Annotated in this window: 16 protein-coding genes, 1 tRNA gene and 2 pseudogenes; 14 read left to right on the top strand and 5 right to left on the bottom strand. The window is 70.3% G+C overall.

Features of this window, described 5'->3' with window-relative positions; translation table 11 throughout:
- Positions 1-21: 21 nt before the first annotated feature.
- The gene (locus tag LX16_RS10715; RefSeq protein WP_147137512.1) at positions 22-696 is read right to left on the bottom strand and encodes a response regulator; all 675 of its coding nucleotides are present in this window, start codon (positions 694-696) and stop codon (positions 22-24) included.
- Positions 693-1,862 (bottom strand): sensor histidine kinase, encoded by a 1,170-nt coding sequence (locus LX16_RS10710; RefSeq protein WP_158645557.1) that lies wholly within the window; start codon positions 1,860-1,862, stop codon positions 693-695. The genes LX16_RS10715 and LX16_RS10710 overlap by 4 nt, the downstream gene beginning before the upstream one ends.
- A gap of 168 nt (positions 1,863-2,030) precedes the next feature.
- On the opposite strand from LX16_RS10710, the gene LX16_RS10705 reads away from it, so the two are divergent.
- From LX16_RS10705 to LX16_RS10675, 7 genes are all read left to right on the top strand, one after another.
- Complete coding sequence (locus tag LX16_RS10705) at positions 2,031-2,936, top strand: ABC transporter ATP-binding protein (RefSeq protein WP_147137506.1); 906 nt, start codon at positions 2,031-2,033, stop codon at positions 2,934-2,936.
- Between the two features lie 2 nt (positions 2,937-2,938).
- Complete coding sequence (locus LX16_RS10700) at positions 2,939-3,706, top strand: ABC transporter permease (RefSeq protein ID WP_147137503.1); 768 nt, start codon at positions 2,939-2,941, stop codon at positions 3,704-3,706.
- A gap of 119 nt (positions 3,707-3,825) precedes the next feature.
- Positions 3,826-4,152 (top strand): nuclear transport factor 2 family protein, encoded by a 327-nt coding sequence (locus LX16_RS10695; RefSeq protein ID WP_147137500.1) that lies wholly within the window; start codon positions 3,826-3,828, stop codon positions 4,150-4,152.
- A 116-nt stretch (positions 4,153-4,268) separates the two neighbouring features.
- On the top strand, positions 4,269-4,682 hold the full coding sequence (locus tag LX16_RS10690) for an uL11 family ribosomal protein (RefSeq protein ID WP_147137497.1): 414 nt from the start codon (positions 4,269-4,271) through the stop codon (positions 4,680-4,682).
- Complete coding sequence (locus tag LX16_RS10685; RefSeq protein ID WP_147137494.1) at positions 4,675-5,064, top strand: CGNR zinc finger domain-containing protein; 390 nt, start codon at positions 4,675-4,677, stop codon at positions 5,062-5,064. Before LX16_RS10690 ends, LX16_RS10685 begins: the two co-directional genes overlap by 8 nt.
- A gap of 65 nt (positions 5,065-5,129) precedes the next feature.
- Positions 5,130-5,513, top strand: coding sequence for a VOC family protein (locus tag LX16_RS10680; protein WP_147137491.1), 384 nt, complete (start codon positions 5,130-5,132; stop codon positions 5,511-5,513).
- A 252-nt stretch (positions 5,514-5,765) separates the two neighbouring features.
- Entirely contained in the window at positions 5,766-6,284 is a 519-nt protein-coding gene (locus LX16_RS10675) for an AAA family ATPase (RefSeq protein WP_147137488.1), read from the top strand.
- Between the two features lie 199 nt (positions 6,285-6,483).
- On the opposite strand, the pseudogene LX16_RS10670 reads toward LX16_RS10675, so the two are convergent.
- Positions 6,484-6,905: pseudogene (locus LX16_RS10670) on the bottom strand (PIN domain-containing protein).
- Complete coding sequence (locus tag LX16_RS10665; protein ID WP_147140665.1) at positions 6,895-7,110, bottom strand: type II toxin-antitoxin system VapB family antitoxin; 216 nt, start codon at positions 7,108-7,110, stop codon at positions 6,895-6,897. The pseudogene LX16_RS10670 and the gene LX16_RS10665 overlap by 11 nt, the downstream one beginning before the upstream one ends.
- Before the next feature lie 118 nt (positions 7,111-7,228).
- Here LX16_RS10665 and LX16_RS28220 point away from each other — a divergent pair.
- Positions 7,229-7,372 (top strand): annotated as a pseudogene (locus LX16_RS28220) (AAA family ATPase); the annotation flags it as partial.
- Between the two features lie 212 nt (positions 7,373-7,584).
- Here LX16_RS28220 and LX16_RS10655 read toward each other — a convergent pair.
- A tRNA-Ser gene (locus tag LX16_RS10655) sits at positions 7,585-7,672 on the bottom strand.
- Positions 7,673-7,805: 133 nt separating this feature from the next.
- On the opposite strand from LX16_RS10655, the gene LX16_RS10650 reads away from it, so the two are divergent.
- The 6 genes from LX16_RS10650 (at position 7,806) to LX16_RS10625 (ending at position 13,761) form a co-directional block, all read left to right on the top strand.
- Positions 7,806-8,219 carry an Asp23/Gls24 family envelope stress response protein gene (locus LX16_RS10650; RefSeq protein WP_147137483.1) on the top strand — a complete coding sequence of 138 codons (414 nt, stop codon included), beginning with the start codon at positions 7,806-7,808 and terminating at the stop codon, positions 8,217-8,219.
- 77 nt (positions 8,220-8,296) lie between these two features.
- The gene (gene purB / locus LX16_RS10645) at positions 8,297-9,715 is read left to right on the top strand and encodes an adenylosuccinate lyase (RefSeq protein WP_147137480.1); all 1,419 of its coding nucleotides are present in this window, start codon (positions 8,297-8,299) and stop codon (positions 9,713-9,715) included.
- A gap of 211 nt (positions 9,716-9,926) precedes the next feature.
- Positions 9,927-10,199, top strand: coding sequence for a phosphoribosylformylglycinamidine synthase subunit PurS (purS, locus tag LX16_RS10640; RefSeq protein WP_147137477.1), 273 nt, complete (start codon positions 9,927-9,929; stop codon positions 10,197-10,199).
- A complete protein-coding gene (purQ, locus tag LX16_RS10635; protein WP_147137474.1) occupies positions 10,196-10,879 on the top strand; it encodes a phosphoribosylformylglycinamidine synthase subunit PurQ in 684 nt (227 codons plus the stop codon). Before purS ends, purQ begins: the two co-directional genes overlap by 4 nt.
- Positions 10,876-13,188: a phosphoribosylformylglycinamidine synthase subunit PurL gene (gene purL / locus LX16_RS10630; protein ID WP_147137471.1), complete on the top strand. Its 2,313-nt coding sequence runs from the start codon at positions 10,876-10,878 to the stop codon at positions 13,186-13,188. The genes purQ and purL overlap by 4 nt, the downstream gene beginning before the upstream one ends.
- A 150-nt stretch (positions 13,189-13,338) precedes the next feature.
- Positions 13,339-13,761 carry a hypothetical protein gene (locus LX16_RS10625; protein WP_147137468.1) on the top strand — a complete coding sequence of 141 codons (423 nt, stop codon included), beginning with the start codon at positions 13,339-13,341 and terminating at the stop codon, positions 13,759-13,761.
- Positions 13,762-13,904: the final 143 nt, after the last annotated feature.

Here is a 13,904-nt window from a genome sequence, read left to right as displayed (position 1 = left end):
CTCCGCAATGGATCGACGGTGTCAGGGCCGGCGTCCGCGCGGGGTCACCAGCCCGGCCTCGTAACCGGCGATGACCAGTTGCGCCCGGTCCCGGGCCGACAGCTTCCACAACAGCCGTCCTATGTGGGTCTTCACCGTCGCGGGGCTCAGCCGCAGGGCCTCTGCGATCTCGGTGTTGGACAGACCGGACGTCACCAGCGTCAACACCTCCCGCTCCCGGTTGGTGATCCGCGCCAGGTCGACCGACGGGACGCGCGCCGGGACCGGGCGCCGGGCGAACTCCGAGATCAGGCGCCGGGTGACCGACGGCGCCAACAGGCCGTCACCGGCGGCGATCACGTCGATCGCCGACAACAGTTCCAGCGGCGGCGTGTCCTTCAGCAGGAAACCGCTCGCCCCGGCGCGCAACGCCTCGTACACATAGGAGTCGAGGTCGAATGTGGTGAGGATCAGCACCTTGACGGCGTCGGTCTCCGCGCAGATCCGCCGGGTCGCCTCGATCCCGTCCATCTCCGGCATGCGGATGTCCATGAGCACCACGTCGGGGAGCTCACGCAGCGCCGCCTCCACCGCCGCGACCCCGTTCTCGGCCTCCCCCACCGCGACCAGCCGGGGCGCGGTGTCCACCAGCAGCCGGAAACTGCCGCGCACCAACGCCTGATCGTCGGCGATCAGTACCCGCACCGGTGCCGTCACTCCGCCTCCCCCGCCGGAATCCGCGCCGCGACGGTGAACCCGCCGGACGGACCCGGCCCGGCCGACACCTCACCGCCGTACACGGCGACGCGTTCCCGCATCCCGGTGATGCCGTGCCCACGTCCGCCCGGTTCCCCGCCGCGCCCGGAGTCGGAGACGGTCACGACGACCTCGCCGCCGTCCATCGCCACCACGACCCGGCATTCCGGTACCCCGGCGTGCTTGATCACGTTCGTCACCGCCTCCTGCACGATCCGGTACACCGCCAGTTCGACCCCTTCGGGCAGCGGTTCGGCCACGGTAGCCGAGAGGTCCACCGCGACGCCCGCGACGGCCGCCCGGTCGACCAGTTCCCGCAGGTCGGTGAGCCGGGGCGCGGGCAGCAGCGCGCCCTCCGTGGCGTCGTCGGAGCCGTCCCGCAGCACGCCGAGCATGTGCCGCATCTCGACGAGCGCCTTGCGGCTGGTGTCCTCGATGACCCGCAGCGCCCTGGCCGCCTCCGGTGGGTCGGACTCGGCGACCAGCGCGGTCACCCCCGCCTTCACCGCGATCACGCTCATGCTGTGCGCGACGACGTCGTGGAGTTCCCGGGCGATCCGCAGCCGCTCCACCGTGACGGCCTGGCGGCGGCGTTCGGCCTCGTCCCGGGACACCGCGACGTCGTGGAGCCGTTTCACCTGGCCCAGCAACCACCCACCGAGGTTCAGGACGACGATGCTGATCAGCAGTCCGACCGTGCCGTACCAGCCGTCGGTGGGCAGGTACACCACGGTGATGGTGGTACCCGCGGCCGCGACGACGCCGGTCAGCGCGAGGGCGGAGCGGGCCGGGGGCCGTCGCGCCGCCACCTCGTACATGACCAGCGCGGTGAACGTGTAGGGCTCCCGGGTGGCACCCGACAGCGTGAACAACAGCATGGCGACCGTGGTGACCACCAGCGCCGCCAGCGGCCACCGGCGCCGCACCGCCACCGAGGCACCCACCGCAGTGGCGAGTACCGCGAACCACGCGAGGCCCGCCGGCAGCAACGGCCGGCCCTCGACACCCGCGACACTGGAGATGCCCCACAGCACGACCCCGGCACCGATTCCGAGCGCGACGTCCAGCACGGCGCGGCCGATGCCGCGCAGGCGGCGCGGCCAACCGGTTCGCGGAGGAGACGTCATGTCGGCCGACCCTAACGCGCCGCCACCGGACCCGCGTCGGACTCGCGGGGTCATACCCCGGTATGACGTCCCTGCGTCACGACGACCCGGCGCCCGACCCCGGCCGTAGCCGGGAATGACACCGTCACGGCGACGCGCCGGACCCCTTCCGGCGGGCATCGTGTCGCCATGATCGAAGTATCCGAACTGACCAAGCGTTTCGGTCGCCGCACCGCGGTCGACCGCTTGAGCTTCACGGTGAAACCGGGCCGGGTCACCGGGTTCCTGGGCCCCAACGGGGCGGGGAAGTCCACGACGATGCGGATGGTGCTCGGCCTCGACCGGCCGGACCGGGGGAGTGCCCGGGTGCTGGGGCGGCCCTACGACCGCATCGCCGAACCGCTGCGGCACGTCGGCGCCCTCCTGGACGCCGGGGCGATGCATCCGGGTCTGGCCGCGCGGGACCACCTCATCGCGTTGGCGCGCGCCAACCGGTTGGGTGCCGCCAGGGTGGACACCGTCCTGGAGCGGGTGGGGTTGACCGACGTGGGACGCCGACGGATCGGTGGCTTCTCACTCGGAATGCGGCAGCGACTCGGCATCGCGGCCGCCCTCCTGGGGGAACCGGAGGTGCTGCTGTTCGACGAACCCGTCAACGGCCTCGACCCGGAGGGGATCCGGTGGATCCGCGACCTCATGCGCGCCGAGGCCGCCACCGGGCGGACGGTCCTGGTGTCGAGTCACCTGATGAGCGAGATGCAGTTGACCGCCGATCACGTCCTGGTGATCGGGCGGGGCCGGTTGATCCTCGAATCGTCGATGGCGGACCTGGCGGAGCGGTTCCGGCGGGACGTCCTGGTCGCGGCCGCCGACCCGGTCGCCGCCGAGTCCGCCTTCACCGAGGCGGGAGGCGTCGTCGCCCCCGACCCGGAGGGCATGTCGGTGACCGGGTTGACCGCCGAACGGCTCGGTGAGATCGCGTTGCGACACGGGATCACGCTGCACCGCCTCACCCCCCGATCCGCGTCCCTTGAGGACAGTTACTTGCAACTCACGGCCGACGCCGTGGAGTTCCGCACCGGAGAGGAGTCCTGACGATGTCCGTCATCGCGTCCGAATGGCACAAGCTCCACCGCGTCCGGTCCAGCCGGGCACTGCTGGGGGCGATGTTCCTGGTGCTGGTGGGCAGCACCGGAATCGGTCACCTCATGGTCCGGACCTGGGACGGCATGTCCGCCGCCGACCGGATCCACACCGAGGCCGCCGACATCGGCATCCCCGTGATGCCGTTCGCGGAGTTCCTGTTCGGGGTCCTGGCGGCCCTCGTCGTCACGGCCGAGTACACCAGTGGCGCCATCCGTACGACCCTGGTCGCGGTGCCCCGGCGGGGCCGGCTGCTCGCGTCGAAGCTCGTGGTCGTACTGGGTGTCGCGGTCGTCGGCGGCCAGGCCGTCGCGTGGCTGACCGTGTTGGCGACCGACGTGCTCACCGCCGGGCGGCCCGCCCCGATCCGGCCGTGGGAGACCGTGGCGGACGCCGTGACACTCACCGTCGGCCGCGGCGTCGGGGTCGCGTTCATCGCGCTCGTCGGTTTCGGGCTGGGCTGGTTGCTGCGCGCCACCGCCGGGGCGTTGGTGACCATGACCGGACTGCTGTTCGTGGCGCCCATGCTGGCGTTCTTCCTGCCCGCGGACTGGGCGCGCCCGGTCTCGGCGACCCTCCCCACCAACCTCGCGGGCCAGTTGGTGGGCGCCGCCGGCCCGCAGGCGGTGTACTCGCCCGTCGCGGCCGGGGCCGTCATGGCGGCCTGGCTGCTGCTCGTCGTCGGCGGGGGCTGGCTCGCGTTCCGGTACCGCGACGCGTGACCGCCCTCCGGGGGCACCCGGCTCCGGGTGCCCCCGGAGTCGCGGCACCGGATTCGTCTCGCCCGGCCCCGGAAGACGGCACGACATCTAGGCTGACGCGAGACGGAAGGGGGACACTCATGGCCGACATCGCACTGCCCGAACCGGTCAGGCTGCTCGTCGCGGCGGTCAACGACGGCGACCTCGCCGGATTCGTCGGGGCGTTCACCGAGGACGGCGTCGTCGAGGACTGGGGCCGGGAGTTCACCGGTCACGAGCAGATCCGGGAGTGGAGCGAACGGGAGAGCATCGGGGTCCGGCAGACCTTCGACGTGCGGTCCGCCGAGGAGGACGGCGACGACGTCATGACCGTGATCGACGTGGGCGGCGACGGCTACAACGGCCTGTCTACGTTCCGGTTCACGCTCGACGGAGACCGGGTGTCGCGGATGCGCATCACCGAATGACGGTCCCGGACGGTGACGTACGTCACTTGTTACGGGCTTGACCCTCTCGCGACTGGAGGCCGGACGCTGGGCCGGTGCCGGTCGCCGACCGGCTTTCCGCCGGACGAGGAGAAGTCATGCCCACCCGCACCGTCACCATCGCACTCGAGGCCGGCAACGCCGCCGTTCCCGAACTCGGCAAGGCGTTGGCGGTCACGGGTGTCAACATCCGTGACGTCAAACTCCAGTACGACGCCGCCACCGCCGGGCAGCGCGGTGAGATCGTCCCCGTCGTCGTCACCGTCGCCGAGGACCGCGGTTTCACCCTGCGGTACAAGACACCGCCGACGTCGTTCCTCATCAAGCGGGAACTCGGACGCGGCGGTTCCGCCACGCCCGGGACAGACATCGTCGGTGAACTGTCGCAGCGGCAGCTCCGTGCCGTCGCCGAACGCAAACTCCCGGACCTCAACACCACCGACCTGGCCGCCGCGATGCGGATCGTCGCCGGGACGGCGCGTTCGATGGGGGTGCGTATCGCCGATGCCTGACCGGACGGGCCGTCTCCGGGATCTGGAACCGGGGATCGGTTGGGCGGCGGAACTGTTGCGCGACCCCCGGCACCCCGGTTTCGCGGCGGTCGTCGCCGCCGGCGATCCCGAGGTGGCGGCGCGTGCGCTCAACCGGTTGCTGGCGGCGACCACCGCGGGGCTGCGGCTACGCCGCACGGGGGAGCACTGGCAGGTGGTGATGGTGACCGAGACCGGACCGGACCGGGCGGCCTCGGCGGCGTCGGCGCTCGCGCGACTGGTCGCCCGCGACGGCTGGCGCCGGTTGAAACGCTGCGCCGCGGACGGTTGCGGGGCCGGGTTCGTCGACCGCACGGCCGCGGTCGGCCGCAAGTACTGTTCGGGGCATTCCCGGCACGGTTGAGAATCCCCCGGGCCGGTGGCGGTTTTCTTCAAGCCGCCGGTCGGAGCCGGGAATACGATCGCGCCATGAACACGGACACCACGAACCCGGTCCGGCTGGCGATGACCACCGTCGACTGTGCGGACCCGAAACCTCTGGGCGAGTTCTACTCGCGGCTGCTGGGGTGGGAGATCACGTACCAGGACGACAACGCGGTGATGCTCTCCGGCGGCGACGGTCCCGCGCTCGGCTTCGGCAGGGTCGACGAGTACACGCCGCCGCCGTGGCCGGACCCGCACGGCGCGAAGGCGTTCCACCTCGACCTGTCGGTGGCGGACATCCCCGCCGCGGAGCGCCGGGCCGTGGAACTGGGGGCCACCGTCCCCGACTTCCAACCCGGCGGCGACCGGTGGCGGGTCCTGCTGGACCCGGCGGGCCGGCCGTTCTGCCTCGCCACCTGGCCGGAGTGACCCGCCGGGTCTCGGTGAAGGTACCGGCGGAACTCGAACGACGGCGTGCTCGTTCAAGTTCCGCCCAGATACTTGAATCACGACCCACGCCATTCAAGTTCTCCCGCAAAACTGGAATCGCTGCCCGGCGGGGGCGGGGTACCACGCCTTGGCAGGGGCGACGTATCGGTTCCGATGTCGTCGGCGGTGGCCTCTTACGGCGGGGATCTTCGCATCCTGTGCCCAGGCGTGCCGTCGCGTTACGCTCCCGGCATGACGCGGGTGCTGATCACCGGGATGTCCGGCGTGGGGAAGTCGACGGTGCTCCGCGTGCTCGCCGGGCGGGGTCTTCACACCGTCGACACCGACTACGACGGATGGTGCGGACCCGCCGACGGCACCCCTCCCGACCGTCCCGAGACCCGGCCGGGCTGGGTGTGGCGGGAGGACCGGATGCGGCGGTTGCTGACCGGGACGACCGGTCCGCTGTACGTCGGCGGCTGCGTCGAGAACCAGGCCGTGTTCTACCGCCACTTCGACCACGTCGTGCTGTTGAGCGCGCCCGAGGACGTGGTACTCCACCGGTTGGCCACCCGCGCCACCAACGACTACGGCAGGCACCCTGACGAACTGGCCCGGGAACTGGAGCAGCGCCGCACCGTCGAACCGTTGCTGCGGGCCGGTGCCACCCTGGAGATCGACACCACCGCGCCGCTGGCCGACGTCGTCGACCGCCTCACCGCCCTTATCGACTGTCGAGGCTCGTGGGATCGCCCGGTTCCGCCACTTTGAATCCACCTTCCGAACCGTGGGCCATGTGCTCGGCTCGGCGAGCATTGAAATCGCAGGACTCCACGCCGAGCGGGGGTGCGTCGTTCGGCGCGACTTCGGTACTGCCCTTCCTGGCAACGGCAACTTCAAGGGATCGGATCTGTCGTACGCACGTGCGCGTGTCATCACACGACAACGGGGCCGCTTCGGTCGGAGGCCCTCACCCGGTGGGGCCGTACCACTGCAGTGGTTGGCCTGTGACCGCGCCGATACGCGTGAAGTCGTGGTCGCGGTGAAGGAGTGTCAGGTTCTGGAGCTCCGCGGTCGCGGCGACCACCAGATCCACCGGTCCGGCGCTGCGGTGTTCGCCGTGTTCGGTGAGCGTGTGCTGTACCTGCCAGGCTCGGTCGTAAGCCCGGTCGTCGATGGGAACCCAGCCGAAAAGGGAGCGAAGGTCCTCGATGCCTCGTGTGCGGTCGGCAAGGGACCGGGCGCTGAAGAAGAATTCGAGCTCGGTGATCGGACATGTCGCTATGAGCCCGGCGATCGCCGCCTGGTCCCAGCCGAACCGGTCGGCGTCAGGACGCATGAACCGGCCAGTGCACTGGTGCCGATCAGATACCGGCAAGGGTCACCAGCGATACTCTGTCTTCGATTCGAGTAGGCCGAGGTCGAATCCGCCGCTGTGGGCGGCTTCGCGCAATCTCGTCAAAGCGAGTGCTCTTCTTCGATGTTCCAAGACCTCGCGTAGTGCGGAGTTCACCGTCTCCTTCTTCGTCGTGGTGCCGAGTGCCTGCATCACTTCGGAGAGCAGGCCGTCGTCCAAGTCGATCACGGTCCGACTCATGGTCACCCCCCGGTGGTGATATCGGATGTGTCGATCAAACATCTCACAGCGTATATACGCCGTCGCCGGGTCGCGAAGGCCGTGATGTGGCGGCGTGCCGTCGCGTTACGCCGCCGGCATGACGCGGGTGCTGATCACCGGGATGTCGGGCGTGGGGAAGTCGACGGTGCTCCGCGAGCTCGCCGGGCGGGGTCTTCACACGGTCGACACCGACTACGACGGGTGGTGCGGACCCGCCGACGGCACCCTCACCGAACGTCGGAAGCCGGTTCGACCGGCCCGAACTGAACCAACCGCCGCCGGGATGCCTCCGGACCTCTCTACGTGGGAACCGACACGCCCTCACGGCCGTGCATCAAACGTGCAACACGTGTCGGTAAACACCGGTCGGGAAGGGTGCGATACGCCAAACGCGACTGACGTTCCACTAAGGTGGTCGCAGTCGCGTTATGGCTGGTGAATGCAGTTATGAAGTGGCGGAGGATAGGGGATTCGAACCCCTGAGGGCTTGCACCCAACCCGCTTTCCAAGCGAGCGCCATAGGCCACTAGGCGAATCCTCCGTGAGGGAGGATACGCGATCGCTCGTTCGTGATGCCAGCGGGTAAAGGTGACGCGGTCCACCGGGGGGGACGTCACGTTCCGGGCGGTCCGGCGGGTCGTATCGGTGTCGGGTTCGAGAGGAAGGGGACCGACGTGAACCGATGGTGGCGACTGATCCTGGTGCTGAGTGCGCTGGTGTTCCTGGTTCCGGGCGTGTGGGCGTTCGGTTGGCCCCGGTCGTTCTACGAGTACGTGGCACGTTTCGAGCCGTTCAACCTGCACCTGTTCCACGACGCCGGCGCCTTCCAGATCGGCATCGGCGCGGCACTGCTGGCCGCGGTCGTGTGGCGGGACGCGCTGCTGGTGGGGTTGTTCGGTGGAGCCGTGGGCGCGGTCGTGCACGGCGTCTCGCACATCGTCGACCGGAACCTGGGCGGCAACCCGGCCGACCCCTGGGTGTTGAGCGCGCTGGCGGTACTGCTCACGGTCGCGACGGCGGTGCGGTTCGCGGCCGTGTACCGCACCGAACCGGACGACGGCGGTGACGTGGCGAGCACCCGGACCTGAGCGCCGGGTGAGACCGGCACCTCGCCACGGGTGCCCCTTGCCCGGTCCCGGCCGGGGGCACGGCGCACAATGGCGGGGTGATTCCCAACGTTCTGGCCGCCCGTTACGCCTCCGCCGACATGACCGCGCTGTGGGACCCGGCGGCGAAGATCCGCGCCGAACGTCGGCTGTGGCTGGCGGTGTTGAAGGCGCAGGCGGAGCTGGGCGTCCCGGTTCCCGACGGTGTCGTCGCCGACTACGAACGGGTCGCCGACCAGGTGGACCTGGCGTCGATCGACGCCAGGGAACGGGTGACGCGGCACGACGTGAAGGCCCGCATCGAGGAGTTCGGCGCGCTCGCCGGGCACGAGCACATCCACAAGGGCATGACCAGCCGCGACCTGACCGAGAACGTCGAACAGCTGCAGATCCGGGACTCGCTGCGGCTCGTCCGCGACCGGATGGTGGCCACGGCGGCCCGGCTGGCGCGACTGGCCACCGAACACGCCGAACTGGCCATGACGGGCCGCTCCCACAACGTGCCCGCTCAGGCGACCACCCTCGGCAAACGGTTCGCGTCGGCCGCCGAGGAGCTGCTTGCCGCCTACCGCCGGGTCGAGGACCTGCTGCGGTCGTACCCGCTGCGGGGGATCAAGGGACCGGTCGGGACCTCCGCCGACCAGCTCGACCTGTTCGACGGCGACCTGGCGAAGCTGGCGGAACTGGAGTCGCGCGTGGCGGCCCACCTGGGGTTCGCGAACGTGCTGGACAGCGTCGGGCAGGTGTATCCGCGTTCGCTCGACTACGACGTGGTGTCGGCGCTCGTGAATGCCGCCGCCGGTCCGTCCTCGCTGGCGGTGACGATCCGGCTCATGGCGGGCGCGGAACTGGCGACCGAGGGCTTCAAGGCGGGCCAGGTCGGGTCGTCCGCGATGCCGCACAAGATGAACACCCGTTCCACCGAGCGGGTCAACGGCATGATGGTGCTGTTGCGCGGGTACGCGTCGATGGTGGCGGAACTGGCCGGCGGCCAGTGGAACGAGGGCGACGTGTCGTGCTCGGTGGTGCGGCGGGTCGCGTTGCCGGACGCGTTCTTCACCGCGGACGGCCTGTTCATGACGTTCCTCACCGTCCTCGACGAGTTCGGGGCGTACCCGGCCGTCATCTCCCGGGAACTCGACCGGTACCTGCCGTTCCTGGCCACCACCAAGATCCTGTTGGCGGCGGTGCGTGGCGGCGTGGGGCGGGAGACCGCGCACGAGGTCATCAAGCAGCACGCCGTGCCGGTGGCGCTGGCGATGCGGGAGAAGGGCACCACCGGGAACGACCTGCTGGACCGGCTGGCGGCAGACGGGCGGCTCGGCCTGGACCGGGCCCGGCTCGGCGCGCTCATCGACGAACCGTTGCGTTTCACCGGTGCCGCGTCGGCTCAGGTCGCCTCGGTCGTGGAGCGGGTCGGCGAGATCGTGGCGGCGCACCCCGACGCCGCCGGGTACACGCCCGAGGCGATCCTCTGATCCCTCCCGTGGTGGCGTCGGCCACCCGGAACGGGTCGTGGCCGGACCCGCATGCGCCCCGGATCCGTTCCGGGCGTGGGAATCCGAGGGCGTCGGCGGGTAACCGGGTGCGCTGAGACGCGGGCCATGTCCCCGGGGGCGGGTTGGCGGCCTCCCAAGCTGCGCATATTCTTGTGAACGGGTTTTTTCATCTATCGACAGGAGCGGGGCTGTGACGCGCGTCGTCGTCGACGTCATGCTCAAGCCGGAAATTCTGGATCCGCAGGGCGAGGCGGTGGTGAACGCGCTGCCACGTCTGGGAGCCGGTCAGGTCGCCTCGGTGCGGATCGGGAAGCGTATCGAGCTTGAATTCACCGAGGGCACTGACGAGAAGGTCATGCGGGAGCAGGCCACCGAGATCGCGGACAAGCTGTTGGCGAATCCGGTCATCGAGGACTTCACGGTCCGCTTGCCGGACGCGTCCGAGGCGGAGCCCACCGCATGAGCCCGCGCATCGGGGTCGTGACCTTCCCCGGTTCCCTGGACGACGTCGACGCCGCCCGTGCGGTCCGGCTCGCCGGGGCGACGCCGGTGTCGCTGTGGCATGACGACAGTGCGCTGCGCGGGGTCAACGCGGTGATCCTCCCCGGCGGGTTCTCCTACGGCGACTATCTGCGGTGCGGGGCGATCGCCCGGTTCTCCGCCGTCATGGAGACCGTCGTGGACGCCGCCCGGGGTGGGCTGCCGGTCTTGGGGATCTGCAACGGTTTCCAGATCCTGTGCGAGTCGCACCTGCTTCCCGGGGCGCTCACCCGCAACCGGGAACTGCACTTCCGTAACCGTGACCAGGCGTTGGAGATCGGCAACACCGGCACCGCCTGGACCGGCGCGTTCACGCCCGGGCAGCGGATCGTGGTGCCGGTGAAGAACGGCGAGGGCTGTTTCGTCGCCGACACCGCGACCCTCGACGCGCTGGAGGCGGAGAACCGGGTGGTGGCCCGGTACGTCGAAGGCAACCCGAACGGGTCGCAGCGTGACATCGCCGGTATCTGCAACGAGGCCGGCAACGTGGTCGGCATGATGCCTCACCCGGAGCACGCCGTCGAGCGGCTCACCGGTCCGTCGACGGACGGGCTGGGTGTGTTCACGTCCGTTCTCGCCCATCTGGGAGCAACCACCGTATGAGCACCGTGGAATCCGCCGGCGTGGTGGACACCGTCGGCCGCGCCCAGGCCACACCGGACGAACCGCAGCCGTTCGCCGAGCTGGGGCTGCGGGAAGACGAGTATCAGCGCATCCGTGACGTGCTCGGCCGCCGGCCGACGCAGGCCGAGCTGGCGATGTACTCGATCATGTGGAGCGAGCACTGCTCGTACAAGTCGAGCCGGGTGCACTTCTCGCAGTTCGCGGAGAAGAGCCCGAAGACCGACCGGTTGTTGGCCGGTATCGGCCAGAACGCCGGCGTGGTGCGCGTGAGCGACGACCTGGCGGTCAGTTTCAAGGTGGAGAGCCACAACCACCCGAGTTTCGTGGAGCCGCATCAGGGTGCCGCGACCGGTATCGGCGGTATCGTCCGCGACATCCTGGCGATGGGCGCGCGGCCGGTGGCGGTGATGGATCCGCTGCGGTTCGGTGAGGCGTCGCATCCCGACACGGCCCGGGTGCTTCCGGGTGTCGTGGCGGGCATCTCGCAGTACGGCAACAGCCTGGGCCTGCCCAACATCGGCGGCGAGGTGGTCTTCGACCCGTGTTACCAGGGGAATCCGCTGGTGAACGCGTTGTGTGTCGGTGTGCTGCCGGTGAGCCGGTTGCAGAACATGGCGGCGTCCGGGGTCGGCAACGTCGTGGTGCTGTTGGGCGCCAAGACGGGCCGTGACGGTATCGGCGGCGTGTCGGTGCTGGCGTCGGCGACGTTCGGCGACGACGCGGGCGCCGCGCGCCCGAGCGTGCAGGTCGGTGACCCGTTCATCGAGAAGCTGCTGATCGAGTCGTGCCTGGAGATGTACGACGCGGGCCTGATCACCGGCATCCAGGACCTCGGCGGCGCCGGGTTGACCTGCGCGTTGTCGGAGACGGCCGCCGCGGCGGGCCTGGGGATGCGCGTGGCGTTGGAGCGGGTCCCGTTGCGTGAGGCGTCGATGCTGCCGCACGAGATCCTGGCGAGCGAGTCGCAGGAGCGGATGCTGCTGATCGTCGAGCCGTCCAAACTGGACGAGGTGTTGGCGGTCGCCCGTAAGTGGGGCGTGCTGGCCACCGCCATCGGCGAGGTCATGCCGCCCGCCGCCGACACCGGTCCCCGCCTGATCGTCGACTGGCACGGCGCGACCGTGGTCGACTGCCCGCCGGGCAGCCTCGCCGACGACGGGCCGGTGTACCGGCGCCCGATGCGGCCCCCGGCCGACCGGGACCTGGTGGCGGTGGACCGCGCGGAGACGCTGCCGCGTCCCGCCGACGCGGAGGAGCTGAAGGCCACGCTGCTGCGGATGGCGGGCTCCCCGAACCTGTGCGACAAGACGTGGGTGACCGAGCAGTACGACCGTTACGTGCGCGGCAACACGGTTCTGGCGCAGCCCGAGGACGCCGGTGTGATCCGGTTGTCGGAGGAGTCGGGCCTGGGCATCGCGCTCAGCACCGACGGCAACGGCCGGTACGCCAAGCTGGACCCGTACGCGGGCGCGCAGTTGGCGTTGGCGGAGGCGTACCGGAACGTCGCGGTCACGGGCGCGAACCCGATCGCCATCACGAACTGCCTCAACTTCGGTTCCCCCGAGGACCCGGAGGTCATGTGGAGTTTCGGTGAGGCGGTGCGCGGCCTGGCCGACGGCTCGGCGGCACTGGGGATCCCGGTGACCGGCGGGAACGTGAGCTTCTACAACCAGACCGGCATGGTGCCGATCCACCCGACGCCCGTGGTGGGTGTGCTCGGTGTCCTGGACGACGTGTCGCGGCGGTTGTCGAGCGGGTTCGCCAACGACGGCGACCGGATCCTGCTGCTGGGCGAGACCCGGCCGGAACTGTCCGGTTCGGAGTGGGCGTGGCAGGAACACCGGCACCTGGGGGGTACGCCCCCGGAGGTGAACCTGGTCGCGGAGCAGGCGTTGGCGTCGGTGCTGCGCCGGGCGGCCGAGGTGGAGTTGTTCTCCGGTGCGCACGACCTGTCGGACGGCGGCCTGGCGCAGGCGCTGCTGGAGTCGGTGCTGCGTCACGGTGTCGGTGCCCGGGTGCGGCTTCCCGACGGCCTCGACGACTTCGTCTGGTTGTTCAGCGAGTCCACCGCGCGCGCGATCGTGACGGTGCCGCGCGGGCACGAGGCGGCGGTGCGGGCGTTGTGCGAGGAGAACGACGTGCCGTGGCAGCCGCTGGGAATCGTCGACTCCAAGATGGACGGGCTCGACGTGGACGGCCTGTTCTCGGTGTCGGTGGAGGAGATGCGGGAGGCGTGGCAGCCGACGCTGCCGGCGCTGTTCGACCGTTCGGCCACGCCGGCGACCTGATCGGCTCGGCGGGCCTGGCCGTGACGTCGGCCGGTCCGCCGAACGGTCCAGGCCCGCGTATCGGTTTCATGACGTTCCCGGCTATCCGCTGGCGTCCGGTTCGTCGCCGGATTAGGTTGACGCTACAGCGCCGACGGTCAGGGGGAACGTATGCAGGAGTCAACGGTGTTCGCCGGCTTCGCCTCCGCGGTCAACCCGACCGCGGAGGAACTGCGCGCCTGGGCGAACGACCCGGCGGCGGGACCGCCGCAGATCGCGGCGCAGTGGGACCTGCTGCTGGCGGACGATCCGCTCATGCCGACGCTCGTGGAGTTGGCCGCGGATCCGATGTGCCCCAAACGGACCTTCGCCCTGCACTGTCTGTACCTCTACGCCGCCGACGCGGTGCGCACCGGATTCCGGGCGCATCCGCGACGCAGGGTCCGGCGGTTGCTGGAGCAGGCGGCGGCCACTCAGGACGCCTGGGTGCTGTTGTGGGTCCACAACACCAAGGCGTTGATCTCGGACCCGGAACTGTTCGACTACAAGGAATGGTGCCAGGGCGGGTTGGCCCGTAGGCCGCGCCGGCTGTGAGCGCGTTTCGGCCGGGCGTGACGTCACGCCCGGCCGGCCTGGTGTTGGGGTGTTCACTTCGCCAGGAGTGTGGCGAGTTCGTTGAAGAAGTGGTTCCAGCCTTCGGTGGCGGCGTCGAGTTGGTCTTCGGGGAGTGGGCCGAC

Origin of the sequence: Stackebrandtia albiflava (assembly GCF_007994225.1) — a bacterium.
GTDB lineage: Bacteria > Actinomycetota > Actinomycetes > Mycobacteriales > Micromonosporaceae > Stackebrandtia > Stackebrandtia albiflava.
Note: the sequence above shows the minus strand (reverse complement) of the source record. Positions and strands in the feature narration are given on the sequence as shown.